The organism is Thermobifida halotolerans, assembly GCF_003574835.2.
In the GTDB taxonomy this organism is placed as follows: Bacteria; Actinomycetota; Actinomycetes; order Streptosporangiales; family Streptosporangiaceae; genus Thermobifida; species Thermobifida halotolerans.
On sequence record NZ_CP063196.1, the window covers coordinates 5,333,358 to 5,347,938 of the forward strand.

General features: G+C 71.2%; 13 protein-coding genes and 2 tRNA genes. 5 read left to right on the top strand and 10 right to left on the bottom strand.

Features of this window, described 5'->3' with window-relative positions:
• Positions 1–33: 33 nt before the first annotated feature.
• Both NI17_RS23585 and NI17_RS23590 read left to right on the top strand, forming a co-directional pair.
• Positions 34–3,015: a UPF0182 family membrane protein gene (locus tag NI17_RS23585; RefSeq protein WP_068687926.1), complete on the top strand. Its 2,982-nt coding sequence runs from the start codon at positions 34–36 to the stop codon at positions 3,013–3,015.
• A gap of 103 nt (positions 3,016–3,118) precedes the next feature.
• Positions 3,119–3,195: transfer RNA gene (locus NI17_RS23590), tRNA-Met, on the top strand.
• Positions 3,196–3,366: 171 nt separating this feature from the next.
• On the opposite strand, the gene NI17_RS23595 is transcribed toward NI17_RS23590, so the two are convergent.
• Complete coding sequence (locus tag NI17_RS23595; protein ID WP_068687551.1) at positions 3,367–3,855, bottom strand: DUF4383 domain-containing protein; 489 nt, start codon at positions 3,853–3,855, stop codon at positions 3,367–3,369.
• A gap of 11 nt (positions 3,856–3,866) precedes the next feature.
• On the bottom strand, positions 3,867–4,301 hold the full coding sequence (locus NI17_RS23600; protein WP_068687552.1) for a hypothetical protein: 435 nt from the start codon (positions 4,299–4,301) through the stop codon (positions 3,867–3,869).
• Positions 4,302–4,476: 175 nt separating this feature from the next.
• On the opposite strand from NI17_RS23600, the gene NI17_RS23605 reads away from it, so the two are divergent.
• Positions 4,477–4,553 (top strand) — tRNA-Met (locus tag NI17_RS23605).
• 121 nt (positions 4,554–4,674) lie between these two features.
• Here NI17_RS23605 and NI17_RS23610 read toward each other — a convergent pair.
• From NI17_RS23610 to aroA, 6 genes are all read right to left on the bottom strand, one after another.
• Positions 4,675–5,385 carry an ABC transporter ATP-binding protein gene (locus tag NI17_RS23610; RefSeq protein WP_119268003.1) on the bottom strand — a complete coding sequence of 237 codons (711 nt, stop codon included), beginning with the start codon at positions 5,383–5,385 and terminating at the stop codon, positions 4,675–4,677.
• Between the two features lie 4 nt (positions 5,386–5,389).
• Complete coding sequence (locus NI17_RS23615) at positions 5,390–6,391, bottom strand: efflux RND transporter periplasmic adaptor subunit (RefSeq protein WP_068687553.1); 1,002 nt, start codon at positions 6,389–6,391, stop codon at positions 5,390–5,392.
• Between the two features lie 13 nt (positions 6,392–6,404).
• A complete protein-coding gene (locus NI17_RS23620) occupies positions 6,405–7,607 on the bottom strand; it encodes an ABC transporter permease (protein WP_068687554.1) in 1,203 nt (400 codons plus the stop codon).
• A gap of 203 nt (positions 7,608–7,810) precedes the next feature.
• Entirely contained in the window at positions 7,811–8,617 is an 807-nt protein-coding gene (gene hisN / locus NI17_RS23625; RefSeq protein WP_068687555.1) for a histidinol-phosphatase, read from the bottom strand.
• A gap of 79 nt (positions 8,618–8,696) precedes the next feature.
• A complete protein-coding gene (gene rsgA, locus NI17_RS23630; protein ID WP_068687556.1) occupies positions 8,697–9,755 on the bottom strand; it encodes a ribosome small subunit-dependent GTPase A in 1,059 nt (352 codons plus the stop codon).
• Entirely contained in the window at positions 9,752–11,026 is a 1,275-nt protein-coding gene (aroA, locus tag NI17_RS23635; protein WP_068687557.1) for a 3-phosphoshikimate 1-carboxyvinyltransferase, read from the bottom strand. The genes rsgA and aroA overlap by 4 nt, the downstream gene beginning before the upstream one ends.
• A 109-nt stretch (positions 11,027–11,135) precedes the next feature.
• Here aroA and NI17_RS23640 point away from each other — a divergent pair, with 109 nt between their 5' ends.
• Positions 11,136–11,621, top strand: coding sequence for an OsmC family protein (locus tag NI17_RS23640; protein WP_234401550.1), 486 nt, complete (start codon positions 11,136–11,138; stop codon positions 11,619–11,621).
• Positions 11,622–11,684: 63 nt separating this feature from the next.
• Here NI17_RS23640 and NI17_RS23645 read toward each other — a convergent pair whose 3' ends face one another.
• Complete coding sequence (locus NI17_RS23645) at positions 11,685–12,239, bottom strand: DoxX family protein (protein ID WP_068687558.1); 555 nt, start codon at positions 12,237–12,239, stop codon at positions 11,685–11,687.
• Positions 12,240–12,402: 163 nt separating this feature from the next.
• Between NI17_RS23645 and NI17_RS23650 the strand changes: the two genes are divergently transcribed.
• Entirely contained in the window at positions 12,403–13,260 is an 858-nt protein-coding gene (locus NI17_RS23650; RefSeq protein WP_068687559.1) for an SOS response-associated peptidase, read from the top strand.
• Between the two features lie 343 nt (positions 13,261–13,603).
• On the opposite strand, the gene NI17_RS23655 is transcribed toward NI17_RS23650, so the two are convergent.
• Complete coding sequence (locus NI17_RS23655; protein WP_068687560.1) at positions 13,604–14,461, bottom strand: methyltransferase domain-containing protein; 858 nt, start codon at positions 14,459–14,461, stop codon at positions 13,604–13,606.
• Between the last annotated feature and the right edge of the window lie 120 nt (positions 14,462–14,581).

Sequence of the window (14,581 nt, forward strand, 5' to 3'; positions counted from 1 at the left end):
AGCTTCCGATCGCCCGGCGCGCCGACCGCGCGCATGCCCCGACGGTCCCGATTGCTCGCGCCGGTCGGCGCAGCCGTGGTCGTCATCATCGCGGGCATCATGTTCGCCGCGAATTTCTGGACCGAGTACAAGTGGTTCGCCTCGGTCGACTACACCACGGTCTTCTGGACGGAGTTGCGCACGAGATCGCTGCTCTTCGTCGCAGGAGCGCTGTTGATGGCCCTTGCCGTCGGCCTCAGCGTCTACTTCGCCTATCGAACCCGACCCGCCTATCGGCCGTTCAGTCTGGAACAGCAGGGGCTGGACCGCTACCGTTCCTCCATCGACCCCCACCGCAGGATCTTCTTCTGGGGGCTCGTCGGCGGTCTTGCGCTGCTCACCGGAGCGTCCGCGACCGCCGAGTGGCAGACCTTCCTGCAGTTCACCAACGCGACCGACTTCGGCACCGAGGACGCCCAGTTCGGTCTGGACATCTCGTTCTACACGTTCGTCTACCCGTTCCTCCAGGTGATCCTGGGCTACCTGTACACGGCGGTGGTCATCGCGTTCATCGCCGGCGTGGTGGTGCACTACCTGTACGGCGGGGTGCGGTTGCAGTCCCAGAGCCAGCGCGTCACCCCGGCCGCCCGCGTGCACCTGTCCATCCTGTTGGGCATCTTCGTGCTGCTGCGGGCCGCCGACTACTGGCTGGAGCAGTACGGTCTGGTCTTCTCCACCCGCGGCTACACCTTCGGCGCCTCCTACACCGACGTCAACGCGGTCCTGTACGCCAAGATCATCCTGTTCATCATCGCGCTGGTGTGCGCGGTGCTGTTCTTCGCCAACATCTACTTCAAGAACGCCATGGTTCCGCTGGTCAGCCTGGGACTGCTGATTCTCTCGGCGGTGCTGATCGGCGGCGTCTACCCGGCGATCGTCCAGCAGATCACGGTCTCCCCCAACGAGCAGCGGCTGGAGAACCCCTACATCCAGCGCAACATCGAGGCCACCCGGGCGGCGTACGGCGTCGACAGCGCGGAGGTGACCGACTACGACGCGCAGACCCAGTTGACCACGTCCGAGCTCGCCGCGGAGGCCGAGACCATCCCCAGCGTGCGCCTGGTGGACCCGGCGGTGGTCTCCCAGACGTTCCAGCAGCTCCAGCAGGTCCGCGGCTTCTACCAGTTCCCCGAGGTCCTGGAGGTCGACCGCTACACCACGGGCGAGGACGAGACGGTCGACACCATCGTGGCCGTCCGCGAACTCGACGGTCCGCCCGCGCAGGAGGACCGGTGGCTGACCCGTCACCTGGTCTACACCCACGGCTTCGGCATGGTCGCGGCGGCGGGCAACCAGGTGGACTCCGAGGGACGCCCGGTGTTCCTGGAGTACAACATCCCGCCCACGGGCGAGCTCTCCGACAACGGCGACGGCTACCAGCCGCGCGTCTACTTCGGGCGTGAGGGCGCCGAGTACGTGATCGTCAACGCCGAGGCCGAGTACGACTACCCCGTCGACTCCGACGCGCCGGAGGTCCCCACGGCCGAGGACGCGGTCACGTCGACCCCGAGCCCCTCGCCCGAGGCAGACGAGGCCCAGGCGCCCGCCGGGCAGCAGGAGGAGGCGCCCGCGGAGGAGCAGCCCGCCGACTCCGAGGAGCCCGGCAGCGACAGCGGACAGGCCAACAACTACTACGACGGTGACGGCGGCGTCCAGCTGAGCAACTTCTTCGACAAGCTCATGTACGCGGTGAAGTACCAGGAAGTCAACATCCTGCTCAACAGCGCGATCAACGACGAGTCGCAGATCATCTACGTCCGCGACCCCGCCGAGCGCGTCGAGAAGGTGGCGCCCTTCCTCACCGTGGACGGCAAGGCGTACCCGGCGGTGGTGGACGGCAAGATCGTGTGGATCGTGGACGCCTACACCACCTCCGACCAGTACCCGTACTCCACCCCGATCGACCTGGCCCAGGCCACCACGGACACCTTCACCGAGAGCACCACGGCGGTCAACGCGCTGCCGGGCAACCAGGTGAACTACATCCGCAACTCGGTCAAGGCCACCGTCGACGCCTACGACGGCACCGTGACCCTGTACGGCTGGGACGAGGAGGACCCGGTCCTGCAGACCTGGTCCAAGGCGTTCCCCGACGTCGTCACCAGCAAGGAGGAGATCAGCGACACCCTGCTGTCCCACCTGCGCTACCCCGACGACCTGTACAAGGTGCAGCGCGAGATCCTCGAGCGCTACCACGTCACCAACGCCGACGCCTTCTACGGCGGTCAGGACTTCTGGACCGTTCCCAACGACCCGAAGCCGCAGGCGGGGGAGAACCCGGAGCCGCCCTACCGCCAGACCATCCGCTTCCCGGGAGACGAGGCGGCCATGTACTCGCTGACCTCGACCTTCGTCCCGCGGGGCCGTGAGAACCTGGCGGCGTTCATGGCGGTGAACAGCGACGCGGCCTCCGACTCCTACGGGCAGATGCGGATTCTGGAGCTGCCGCGGAGCACCGCGGTCCAGGGGCCCGGACAGATCCAGAACACCTTCCAGTCGTCGGCCGAGGTGCGCGAGGTGCTGCTCCCCCTGGAGCAGAGTTCGGCACAGGTGACCTACGGCAACCTGCTCACCCTGCCGTTCGCGGGCGGTCTGCTCTACGTCGAACCGCTCTACGTGCAGGCCGGAGGCAGCGACGCCTCCTATCCGCTGCTGCAGCAGGTTCTCGTGGGCTTCGGTGACCAGGTCGCCATCGGCGGCAACCTCCAGGAGGCCCTGAACAACCTCTTCGACGACGGGGAGGCACCGCTGGAGGAGCCCGTCACCGAGGAGGACGGCGGCGGTGAGACCGACGGTGGGCAGGCGCCCGCCGGCGGCGATCTCGCCCAGGCCCTGGAGGACGCGGCCGAGGCCTACGAGGACGGCCAGGCCGCCCTGCGCGAGGGCGACTTCGCGGCCTACGGCGAGGCCAACGAGCGCCTGGAGGATGCTCTGGAGCGCGCCGAGGCGGCGTCCGGCAACTCCGGAGGCGAGTAGGACCCCGCGGTGTCGTGGGAGGGGACGGTCCCTCCCACGACACCGCTCGGGGCGAAACCGATTTGGCGTTGTCGGCAGAGCGCGGTAACGTTGGGGAAAGCAACGCGGGGTGGAGCAGTTCGGTAGCTCGCTGGGCTCATAACCCAGAGGTCGCAGGTTCAAATCCTGTCCCCGCTACCAGAAGACGTCCCCCGGGAAAAATTCCCGGGGGACGTTCTGCGTGTGTGGGGCGCTCTGCGGCCGAAAGGCGGACGAGGGTGACATCCGCCCTCCGGGCCCGGCTGAGCCCGCCCCGGACCGACCGTGGCCCCCACACCACTGTGGGGGCCACGGTGTTTCCCACGGTTCCTCCTACGTGCGGGGAGACGCCGGGGCGCGCTTCGGTCCCGCGCCGACGGAACGCCGTCCCAGGAGAACTCCCAGGCCGATCATGCTGACGGTCAGGAAGAAGTGCAGCCAGTCGTCAGCGGCGTTCAGCGGCACGAAGTTCGCCGCCGACTCCTCGTTGACGAACAGGCCGTACAGCCACAGCAGCAGGTAGATCGCGCCACCACCGATCAGGAAGATCCGGGCCGCGTTGAAGGTCCTGGCCATGGCCACACCGGCGATTCCGAACAGCAGGTGGACGATGTTGTGCAGGACCGACACCTGGAACACGCCTAACAGCATCGCCTCGGACTCGTGTCCGGCGAACTGCATCTGGTCGTAGTTGGTGGTGATGCCGGGGATGAACCCCAGGACGCCGACCAGCAGGAAGACCACGCCGAACGCGAGTGCCGCCTTCTGGACCGGGGAATTGAAGTTCGAGAAGGCACCGCGGTTCGCTTCGGGAACGGACATCTGCTTCTCCCTCACTGATGAGTGCTTTTTGCCGTTGGATTCGTCGAACGGTCAGTGCGCGTCGCAGGAGGGGCGGCACGCAGCCAGGCTGTCAACCAGCCGGCTTCCAGCAGGGCGTCCAGTAGGTAGGTGCGGGGGATACGTCCCTGCGGGGCGTAGCGGAGGTCGATGGACAGCAGGGTCAGCGCGGTTCCCACGCCCACCGTCCGCGCGGTGCGCAGGGAAGCGGGGTCACGCCCGGTACGGGTCTGGGCGCAGCCGACGGCCAGGAGGAGCCCGGCCACGCTGTACTGCAGCCACCGGTCCTGTTTGCGACCGAACACCGCCTCGAAGCTCCGCGTGCTGAGCAGGGGCCACAGTCCACTGACGATGTTGAACACGCCGTGGAACCTGGCGACGGCGGCCTGGTCCAGGCCCCGCTGACCTGTCCGGTCGGCCTCTGCCATACCCGCTCCTTCCGCGGATGCTGCGGTTGCTCATTGCGCGACGCGCTTCCTCTACCCCTGGGGTGGGGCGTTATGCGACGCCGGTGGTCGTGGAGATTCGGGCGGTGACGTGCGGCCGGTGGGACTCTTGATTTGCGTCCTGCGGCGACCGCATCTACTGTGGTGAACACACCGACGCGGGGTGGAGCAGTTCGGTAGCTCGCTGGGCTCATAACCCAGAGGTCGCAGGTTCAAATCCTGTCCCCGCTACCAGGAGTTCCGGGCCGATCGTGCGCCAGCACGGTCGGCCCGGAGCGTGTCCGGGGGTACTCGGGCGACCGTGCCGGGAGGGGCCCGGATCGTCGAGGAGCCCTCTCCCCGGCGGGGCCGTCGGCTAGTGGATGCGTCCGTCGACGATGGTGACGGTCCGGTCGGTGCGGGCGGCCACCTCGGGGTCGTGGGTGACCACGATCACCGCCGTGTTCCGGGAGCGGGCCTGCCCGAGCAACTGGTCCATGATCATCGTGCTGCTGGCCTGGTCCAGCGCCCCCGTGGGCTCGTCCGCGAGGATCAGCGCGGGGTTCAGGCTCAACGCCCTGGCGAGCGCCACCCGCTGCTGCTCGCCGCCGGACAGCTGGTGCGGCTGGGAGGAGACCCGGTGGCCCAGCCCCATCGCTTCCAGCAGCTCCTTCGCGGCGGCGCGGCGACGCGCCAGCGGCACCCCCGCCAGCACCATGGGAACGCTCACGTTGGCCAGCGCGCTGCGCCGCTCCAGCAGGTGGAACTGCTGGAAGACAAAACCGATCCGCTCGTTGCGCAGCCGGGCGCGCCGCCCCTCGCGCAGCCGGGACACGTCGACGCCGTCGAACACGTGCTCGCCCGAGTCCGCGCTGTCCAGCAACCCGATGATGTTGAGCAGCGTGGACTTGCCCGACCCGGACTGCCCGACCACGGCCACGACCTCGCCCCGGGCCACCTCCAGCGAGCAGCCCCTGAGAACGTCGACGGTGGTTCCCGAGACCGTGAAGCTGCGCCGCAGGTCGTGGACGCGCAGCAGGGGACCGGTCAAAGCCTCCTGCTCCTCGGGGGCGAAGAGAGCCTCCACCGGATCACTCCTCCATCATCCAGGCGCCCGACTCCCCGTACTCCTCGGAGGGATCAGCTGGGACGTCGAACTCCTCGGCCAGCGGAACCGGGTCCACGACCCGGTCGCCGGGGCTCAGTCCGGAGACCACCTCGATGTTCTCCCCGTCGGAGATCCCCAGCTCGACCTCGCGGACCTGGGTCGACCCGTCGTCGAGAACGAGGAGGACCTCACCCTCGTCGACCGCTCCCCGCACCGCCGTCATGGGAACGACCAGCGCGTTCTTCGCCTGACCGGTCACGATCGACAACCGGCCCCGTACGCCGGGAAACACCCGCAGCCCGTCGGGAACCCGGCAGGCCAGTTCGAGCGCTCCCTCCGGGCCGCCGCCCGCTTCGCCGTCCGAGGCGCCGCCGGAGTCCTGCGGAGCGGCGGAGCCAGCCCCCAGTGAGAGGAACTCGCAGGCCTCGGGTGCCGGTCCCTGATCGATCTGCAGCAGGATCTCGTCGGGTTCGTCGTAGAACCGGTAGACGTCGTTGGGGTCGACCGAGGCCACCGCACGGAACTCGTCCTCGGTGATCCGTGCGATCTCACCGGGTTCCACCGGGTCGCCGACCGCGAGGTCGCCCAGCCCGGACAGGGTCCCGGTGGCGGGCGCCCGGACAACCGTCTCGGTCGCGGGGGCCTGCCCGGTCTCCTCCCCGCCCGCACCCGGCACGGTGAGGGTCACGACGGGAGCGCCCTGCTCGACGCTCTGCCCGTCGGCCAGCCAGACACGTGCCACGGTCCCACCCGTCCGGGCCTTCACCGCGACCCCGGGCTCTGCGACGATCGTGGCGTCCAGTACCACCCGGGACTCGATGTCCGCGCGCCGTACCTCGACCGGCTGCCCCGCGGCGACGGGCCCCGCGTCCGGGCTCTCCGGTGCGGACGCGGAGACGCCGGAGGAGAACAGCACGTAGCCGCCGAACCCCAACCCGCCCAACAGCACGGCCACGGCCAGACCGAGGATGATCCACTTCTTCACGTTCCCACCGTTCCTATTCCCGCAGCCCGGCCACCACGGACGCGCGCAGCGCGCGCCAGGCGGGGATGACTCCGGCCAGCAGGCCGACGAACGCCGCGCCGGACAGGCCCACCAGGGCCGCTTCGGGCGGTACGAAGATCGAGACGTCAGAGGGCAGGTACGGGGAGACGAGGATGTCGGCTCCCCACGCACCCGCAAGACACAGCGTGAGCGCGATCGCTCCGGCCACCACCGAGACGACGACCGCCTCGGTGACGACCGCGACGAACAAGGTCAGCGAACTCGCTCCCAGCGCCCGGTAGGTGGCGAGTTCCCGGCGGCGTTCGCGGACCGTGACCAGACCGACGTTGAGTATCCCCAACAGCCCGGTCAGCAGGGTGATGGAAGCCACCCCGAGCAGGCCCAGCGACAGGTAGTCGAGCACCTCCTGGACCGCCTCGGCGTCGTCGGACCGCCAGACCGACACGGCCTCGTAGAGGTTCTCCGTCGGCAGCCCCCACCGCCAGGACACCGGCTCCAGACGGCGCAGGAACGCCTCGGGGTCGGCGTCGTCCGGGGGGACCAGGACGCTGTAGGTCAGGAGGAAAAAGTCCTCGGAAGAGGCGGCGGGCAGCAGTTCCGCGGAGGCGGGCGCGCGCAGCAGATAGGCCTGGGGGTGGGAGTCGAAGGCGCTCGACTCCACCACCCCGACCACGCGCGCGTCCAGCCAGCGCCGCGAACCGATCTGGACGTCGGTCCCGTCTCCCAGGAGTTCGGCCAGCGCCTCGTTGGCCACCAGCATCGGGACGAGGGACTCCTGGTCCTCCTCGGCGAACCAGCGTCCCCGCACCATCTCCAGCCTGCGGATGTCGCTCAGCGAGGCGTCGACGGCGTTGACCGAGACGTCCGGGATCGTCGTGCCGGCGCTGCGGAGCAGGGGACCGCTGATCCAGGTGTCCAGCGACACCGCGCTGCCGCCGGCGCGCCGCAGGTCCGTCTCGAACGCCTCCGGATTCTCGGGTTGGACCGTGAGGTCCACCTGGAACGTGGCGGCCCGGCCGGCGACGGCCTCGCTGTAGGACCTCGCGTAGCGCTCCCCGACGTCGCCGACCGTCACCACGGTGATGAGGGCGCCGATGCCGATGATGATTCCGGCGCACGAGAGGATCGTCCGGGCCACGTTGGCCCGTGATCCCGCGAAGGCCAGCACGAGACCGGCGGTGACGGAGCGCAGCACGTCGGAGGGCCCTTTCTCGACCAGGGCGGAAAGAGATGCGGAAACCCGCGGTGACCGTGTGGCCGGGCGACTGCGGCCGGGCGGCCCGGGCACGGTTCAGCGTAGTGGATCGTGTGCGCTCGGTGGTGGGTGTGGCCGGTGGCGGCCACTGTGAGGGGAACCACGGCGGCCCCCGGAGAAGGGGCCCGGGGCCCCGACGGGCCTCAGGTCAGCCGCAGCGGGGTGGGACCGCCGTTGAGCTGGGTCAGCACGGCGTCGTGCAGCACGCCGTTGCTGCACACCAACGGTCCCCCGTCGGAGAACGGGCCGCCGCGCAGGTCCGTCGCCCGGCCGCCCGCCTCCTCCAGGATGAGCGGCAGGGCGGCGGCGTCCCACAGCGACAGCTCCGGTTCCGCGGAGACGTCCACCGCGCCCTCGGCGACCATCACGTGCGACCAGAAGTCCCCGTAGGCACGGGTGCGCCACACCGAGCGGGTCAGGTCCAGGAAGTAGTCCAGCCGCCGCTGCTCCTCCCAGCCGGTCAGCGAGGAGAACGACAGCGACGCGTCCTCCAGGCGGGACACCGCGGACACCTGGCAGCGGGTGGCCTTGGTGAGGCTGCGCCCGGCCCACGCGCCGCCGCCCCTGGACGCCCACCAGCGGCGCTGCAGGGCGGGCGCGGACACCACGCCCACGACGGGCTCGTTGCCTTCCAGCAGCGCGATCAGCGTGGCCCACACGGGGACACCGCGCACGTAGTTCTTGGTGCCGTCGATCGGGTCCAGCACCCAGCAGCGGGAGCTGTTCCCGGTCCTGCCGTACTCCTCACCGAGCACCGCGTCCCGGGGACGGGCGCGGGAGAGCACGGAACGCAGCGTCTCCTCGACCGTCCGGTCGGCCTCGGTCACCGGGGTCAGGTCGGGCTTGGTGTCGACCTTCAGATCGAGGGACCGGAAGTGCCTGAGCGAAAGGTCGTCCGCCGCGTCGGCGAGGACGTGGGCGAGACGCAGGTCATCATCAAAGGCCGCCATGACCGGTAACGCTACCGCTCTTCCCGTGGCACGGCCATGCCCGGCCCGCGTGGCGCGGCCGACGCGCCGGAACGCGGACTCAGCGCTCGGAATCGCCCTCGCGGCTGGCGAGGAGGCGGCGGAAGGAGGCGACACGGTCCGGGTTGACCCGCCCCTCGGCCAGCCAGTCGTCCAGGGCGCAGCCGCCGCCCGGTAGGTGGGAGCAGCCGGGCGGGCACTCGGCGACGGCCTCCGCCAGGTCGGGGAAGGCCACCACCACGTCGTCGGGGGCGACGTGGGCCAGGCCGAAACTGCGCACCCCCGGGGTGTCGATGATCCAGCCGTGGTCGAGTTCGCCGCGGTCGACACCGCCCTCGCGGGCCGCGAGCAACCGCTCCAGGCTCCCGGTGTCGGCCGGAGCGCCGATCGGCAGCGCCACCGCCGAGGTCGAGGTGTGCCGTCCCCGGCCGGTGACCGCGTTGACCTGGCCGACCGCCCGTCGCGCCTCGGGCACCAGCAGGTTCACCAGAGTCGACTTGCCCACTCCGGAAGGACCGACGAGCACGCTGATCCGGCCGGTCAGGTGGGCGCGCAACGCGGAGAGGTCGCCGTCCCTGCGGGTCACCACCCAGCGCAGCCCCAGCGGGGAGTAGGTCTCGACCAGTGGGTCGGGCGGGGCCAGGTCGGCCTTGGTCAGGCACAGCAGCGGGACCAGGCCCGCGTCGTAGGCCGCCACGAGACAGCGGTCGATGAAACGCGGCTGCGGCGCCGGGTCGGCCAGGGCCACCACGATGACCAGTTGGTCGGCGTTGGCGACGATCACCCGCTCCACCGGGTCGGTGTCGTCGGCGGTGCGGCGCAGCACCGACGTGCGCTCTTCGACCCGCACCACCCGCGCCAGGGTGCCCGGTCGGCCGGAGAGGTCGCCGACCAGCGCGACGACGTCGCCCACGACGATGCTGCCCCGGCCGAGTTCGCGGGCCTTCATGGCCACCACCGGACGGTCGTCCACCAGGCAGCGGTACCGGCCACGGTCCACCGCGGTCACGAATCCCGGGCGGGCGTTCTCGTGCTTGGGGCGCCTGCGGGTGCGCGGCCGGGAGCCTCCCCGGGCGCGCACCCGGATGTCGTCCTCGTCGAAGTGGCGGCGGTCCCTCAAGAGGCGACCTCGTTCCACAGTGCGGGGAAGTCCGGCAGGGTCTTGCCGGTGGTGGCGATGTTCTCCACCTCCACCCCGGGCACCACGAGTCCGATGACCGCGCCGGAGGTGGCCATCCGGTGGTCGTCGTAGGAGAGGAACACGCCGCCGTGGAGGGGGCGGGGGCGGATGACCAGCCCGTCGGGAAGCTCCTCGGCGTCGCCGCCGAGCCGGTTGATCTCCCGGGCCAGCGCCGCGATCCGGTCGGTCTCGTGCCTGCGCAGGTGCGCGATTCCGGTGATGCGCGAGGGGGTGGACGCCAGCGCGGCCACGGCCGCGACGGTCGGGGTGAGTTCGCCGACGTCGCGCAGGTCGGCGGTGATCCCGCGGACCTCGCCGGTGCCGCGCAGGGTCAGGCCGTCGTCGGTGAACTCCACGGCGCCGCCCATCTCGGTGAAGAGGGCCCGCAGCGCGTCCCCGGGCTGGGTGGTGCGGCGCGGCCAGTCGCGGACCGTCACCCGTCCGCCGGTGACCAGCGCGGCGGCCAGGAACGGCGCGGCGTTGGACAGGTCGGGCTCGACCACGATCTCGGTGGCCCGGACCGGTCCGGGAGCGACCCGCCACACGTCCGGAGCACCGGTGTCCACCTCGACCCCGACATCGCGCAGCATCTCCACCGTCATGTCGAGGTGGGGCTGGGAGGGGACCGGCGGTCCCACGTGCCGGACCTCCACGCCCTTGGTGAAGCGGGCGCCGCTGAGCAGCAGGGCGGAGACGAACTGGGAGGAGGCGGAGGCGTCCAGGGTGACGGTCCCGCCGGGCAGTTCACCCCGGCCGTGGATGACCATGGGCAGTGCGCCGCGTCCGCCGTCGTCGATGTCCGCGCCCAGTGCGCGCAGCGCCGCGAGAAGGGGACCGACGGGCCGCTCGCGGGCCCGGGGGTCGCCGTCGAACGACACGTCGCCGCGGGCCAGCGCGGCCAACGGGGGGACGAACCGCATCACCGTTCCGGCGTTTCCGACGTCCACCGTGGCGGGGCCGACCGGCGGTGCCGGGGTGACCGACCAGTCCCCGTCCGCCTCGGTCACCGTGGTGCCGAGGGCGCGCAGCGCGTCCGCCATCAGAACGGTGTCACGGCTGCGCAGCGGGCGGCGCACCACGCCGGGGGTCTCCGACAGCGCCGCCAGGATCATCGCGCGGTTGGTCATCGACTTGGAGCCGGGCAGACTGACCGCGGCGTCCACCGGCCGGGACACGGTCGGGGCGGGCCAGTGCGATGCGGTTTCAGACATGCCTGAAGGTTATCCGGGAACGCGGCCGGCCGGGGAACGTCCCCGACGGGCGGGTAGTGGCGCGGGGCGGGACCGGGAATCCCGGTCGACAGAGGAAACGGAGGACGCCGTGGCGATCGGCAGAGCGAAGCAGCACCACTACGAGGTCAGGATCCGGTGGACCGGCAACACGGGGGAGGGAACCAGCAACTATCGGGGCTACGAGCGGTCCCACGACGTCGAGGCGGACGGGAAGCCGACGCTTCCGGGATCGGCGGACTCGGCCTTCCGGGGCGACCCCTCCCGGTGGAACCCGGAGGAGTTGCTGCTGGCCGCGCTGGCGCAGTGCCACATGCTGTCCTACCTGGCGCTGGCATCGGCGTCCGAGGTGGTCGTGGTGGACTACGCCGACGAGGCGACCGCCGAGATGGTCACCCACTCCGACGGGTCGGGGGAGTTCACCTCGGCCACCCTGCGCCCGGTGGTGACGGTGGCCGACGGGGGCATGGCCGAGTCGGCGCGCGAACTGCACGGCAGGGCCAACCAGATCTGCTTCATCGCGCGGTCGGTCGGTTTTCCGGTCCACCACGAGCCGACGATCCGCGTGGCGGACTGACCCGGGACCGGGCGGACGTGGGGCCGCGCCGGGAGCGACGGCGTCCCGGCGCGGAGGACGAGGTCAACGCCGTGGCTTCGGCACCCGGACGGCGGGTTTCGACGCCCGGACGACGGACTTCGGCATCCGGACGACGGTCGAGCGGGTGCGGCGGGACGGCGTGGCGGCCGAACGGAGCCTCCGGACCGCCTGACCGGTCTGCCTGCGCAGGCGGGAGGGGCGCTTCTTCGGCTCGGTGGCGGACAGGACGAGAGCGCCGAACAGGCTGAGGTCCTTGACCGCGGTCGAGCGGCGCCGGGCGCGGTCGTCGGGGTCGCCCTCACGGGCCTCGCGCAGTTCGGCCAGCATGGTCGGCGCCGACTGGGCCGCGAGCAGGGCACAGGCGGTGCGCGGGGCCCGGCCGGCCAGCAGCAGCGCTCCCCCGACGACGCCCAGCGCGCCCTGGAGGCGGACCAGGGTCTCGGGGGTGTCCGGCACGCTCGGGTAGCGTGCCGCCAGTTGGCGTACGGTCGGCGCCAACTGCTTGGTGCGCGGGATCGGGTCGCGCAGGACGGTGATCCCCTCCAGGACGAACGGAACGGCGAGCAGGCGCCTGGCCTGGTTGCGTAGTACTCCCACGATGCCTCTCCTTGACACGGGCAGGACGAGAGCCCCGGTGGTGGCGGGGCGATGGGAACCGCTCTACCCGTGTCGGCCGGGAACATCCCAACCGTCGGGGGCGCCGTGGGAGAGGTTGCCGCGGTTTTGACCGAAGGTCACCGGTCGGTTCTAAGCTGGAGGCATGTGCGGTCGGTACGCGCTGGCGCGCGGCAGGAACGAGATCCAGCTCGCCTTCGGCTTCACGGAGCCGCAGCCCGAGGCGTCCGGTGCGGACGACCCCCGGGTGTGGCCGCCGAGGGAGGAGCTCGTCCCCGACTACAACGTCTCCCCCGGCAAGCGGGCCTACGCGGTGCTGGGCCGCGCACCGGGCGAGACGGGTACCGGACCCGCGGGACCCCGGCATCTGGTCACGCTCCGCTGGGGCCTGGTGCCGTCGTGGGCCAAGGACGCCAACGTCGGCTACCGGATGATCAACGCCCGGGCCGAGACGGTCGCCGACAAGCCCGCGTTCCGTACGGCGTTCGCACGCCGCCGCTGTCTGATCCCCGCCGACGCCTACTACGAGTGGCAACTGCTGCCCGCCTCCGGAGAGGCACGGCCGGGCACCTCTCCGGTCACCGATCCGGGGCACCGGGCCCGCAAGGCCAGAGCGCGCAAGCGCCCCTTCGCGGTGCGCTACGCCGACGACGCGCCACTGGCCCTCGCCGGGATCTTCGAGAGGTGGCACAACCGCGACCTTCCCGAGGACGATCCCGCGGCCTGGCTGTGGAGTTTCGCGGTCATCACCACCGAGGCCGCGCCCGAGCTCGCGCACATCCACGAGCGCATGCCGGTCGTCGTCGGGGAGCGGGACTGGAGCGCCTGGCTGGACCCCGAGGCCACGTCCGCCGACCTGCTGCCGATCCTGGACGCCACGCCGGCGGCCGACCTCGCCGTCTACGAGGTGGGTCCCGAGGTCAACACGGTTCGGAACAACGGTCCCCAACTACTCGCCCCGGTCGCGACGGAATCCGAAGGGGGATCGGCGACACTGTTCTGATCCGTTCGGAACCGGCCGTTTCACCAGGATTTCTCCTTCTACCGTGAACTGCGGGAACCGTTGCCCCGACCTTCTTCGGGCCGCTCCGGGCCGAGCGAGACGGTGGAATCCGTACATAAGCCGCAGTAGGGTGGCGAACGCCTGGCGGAAGCGACTCGCGACGCCGCCCCGCGCCGGACGGCGGTTCGGAGGCGGTGTCCGGAGTCGCGTCATGGCGGGCCGCGTGGCCGGGTTCCGGTCTTTCAGCGGTGGACCGGAACCCGGCCACGGCGCCGCTGTGTTCCGGCGGCCTCCGCCGCGCCGTCGACGGGCCGCGCGCCTCGGCGCGGTCGCGGGACCGGGCTCATCCGGGTTTTCTGGCGCTGGCCAGCAGGTGCATGCTGACGTCGTCGCCGGAGTCGGCGGCCTTCAGCTCCATCTCCACCAGCCGGTTCAGGGCGCGGGGGTTGTCGCCCAGCACCTTCTCCACGGTGGAGGCCGACAGGACGGTGCGGGGTTTGATCCACTCCAGTTCCAGGCCGGCCTCGGTGAGCAGTTCACCGAGTTGCTCGCCGGTGAAGCAGCGGGTGATGGCGCCGTCCGGCCAGGGCACCAGTAGCACGTCGGCGTTGGGCGCGTAGCTGAGCTCTGGCCAGCAGTCCTGTTCGGCGAGCACCGCCATGCCCAGCACCACCGAGTCCACGCACAGCAGTGTGCGGCCTCCCGGGCGCAGGACCCGGGCGATCTCGGTCAGGGACGCCTCGGTCACCAGGTGCTGGGAGAGCACCCGGTTGTCGGCGATGACGCCGTCGAACACCTCGGAGGCGAACCCGGAGAGGAGGGTGGAGTCGCCGACGACGGAGCGGAGACGGCCCGGCCGACGGTTGCGGCGGACCGGCGCGTGCTCGTTGACCAGGTTCAGGGTCCGTTTCGGCGCGGCGTCCACCGAGGGCAGCAGGGCGACGACGTCGTGTCCGGCGGCCACCGCGCGTGAGGACCCGCGGAATCCGGGGCCGGAGAGGTCGAGGAGGCGCCCCGGTTCACGGGGCAGCCAACGGGTCAGTTGGGCGGCGGCCACCGCCCAGTAGAACCTCCAGTAGACCGATGGGGAGTCGGCCGACGCGAAGTGGCTCGCCGTGGGCCGAGGGGCCGCGCTGTCGGCCTCGGGGTCGACGGACGGCCGTGATGTCGCAAGCTGGGGTGCGGAACCGGTGAGACGCACGCACACTCCTCTCCCGTCTGGTGGGCATGGGGCGCCCGACTCCCCAGGCGGCCGCGCCCCGTGCGTAGGGTCGGGGTCCGCCTGTCGGACCTCGCCGAACGTCGCTGCCTGGGGGCGTCT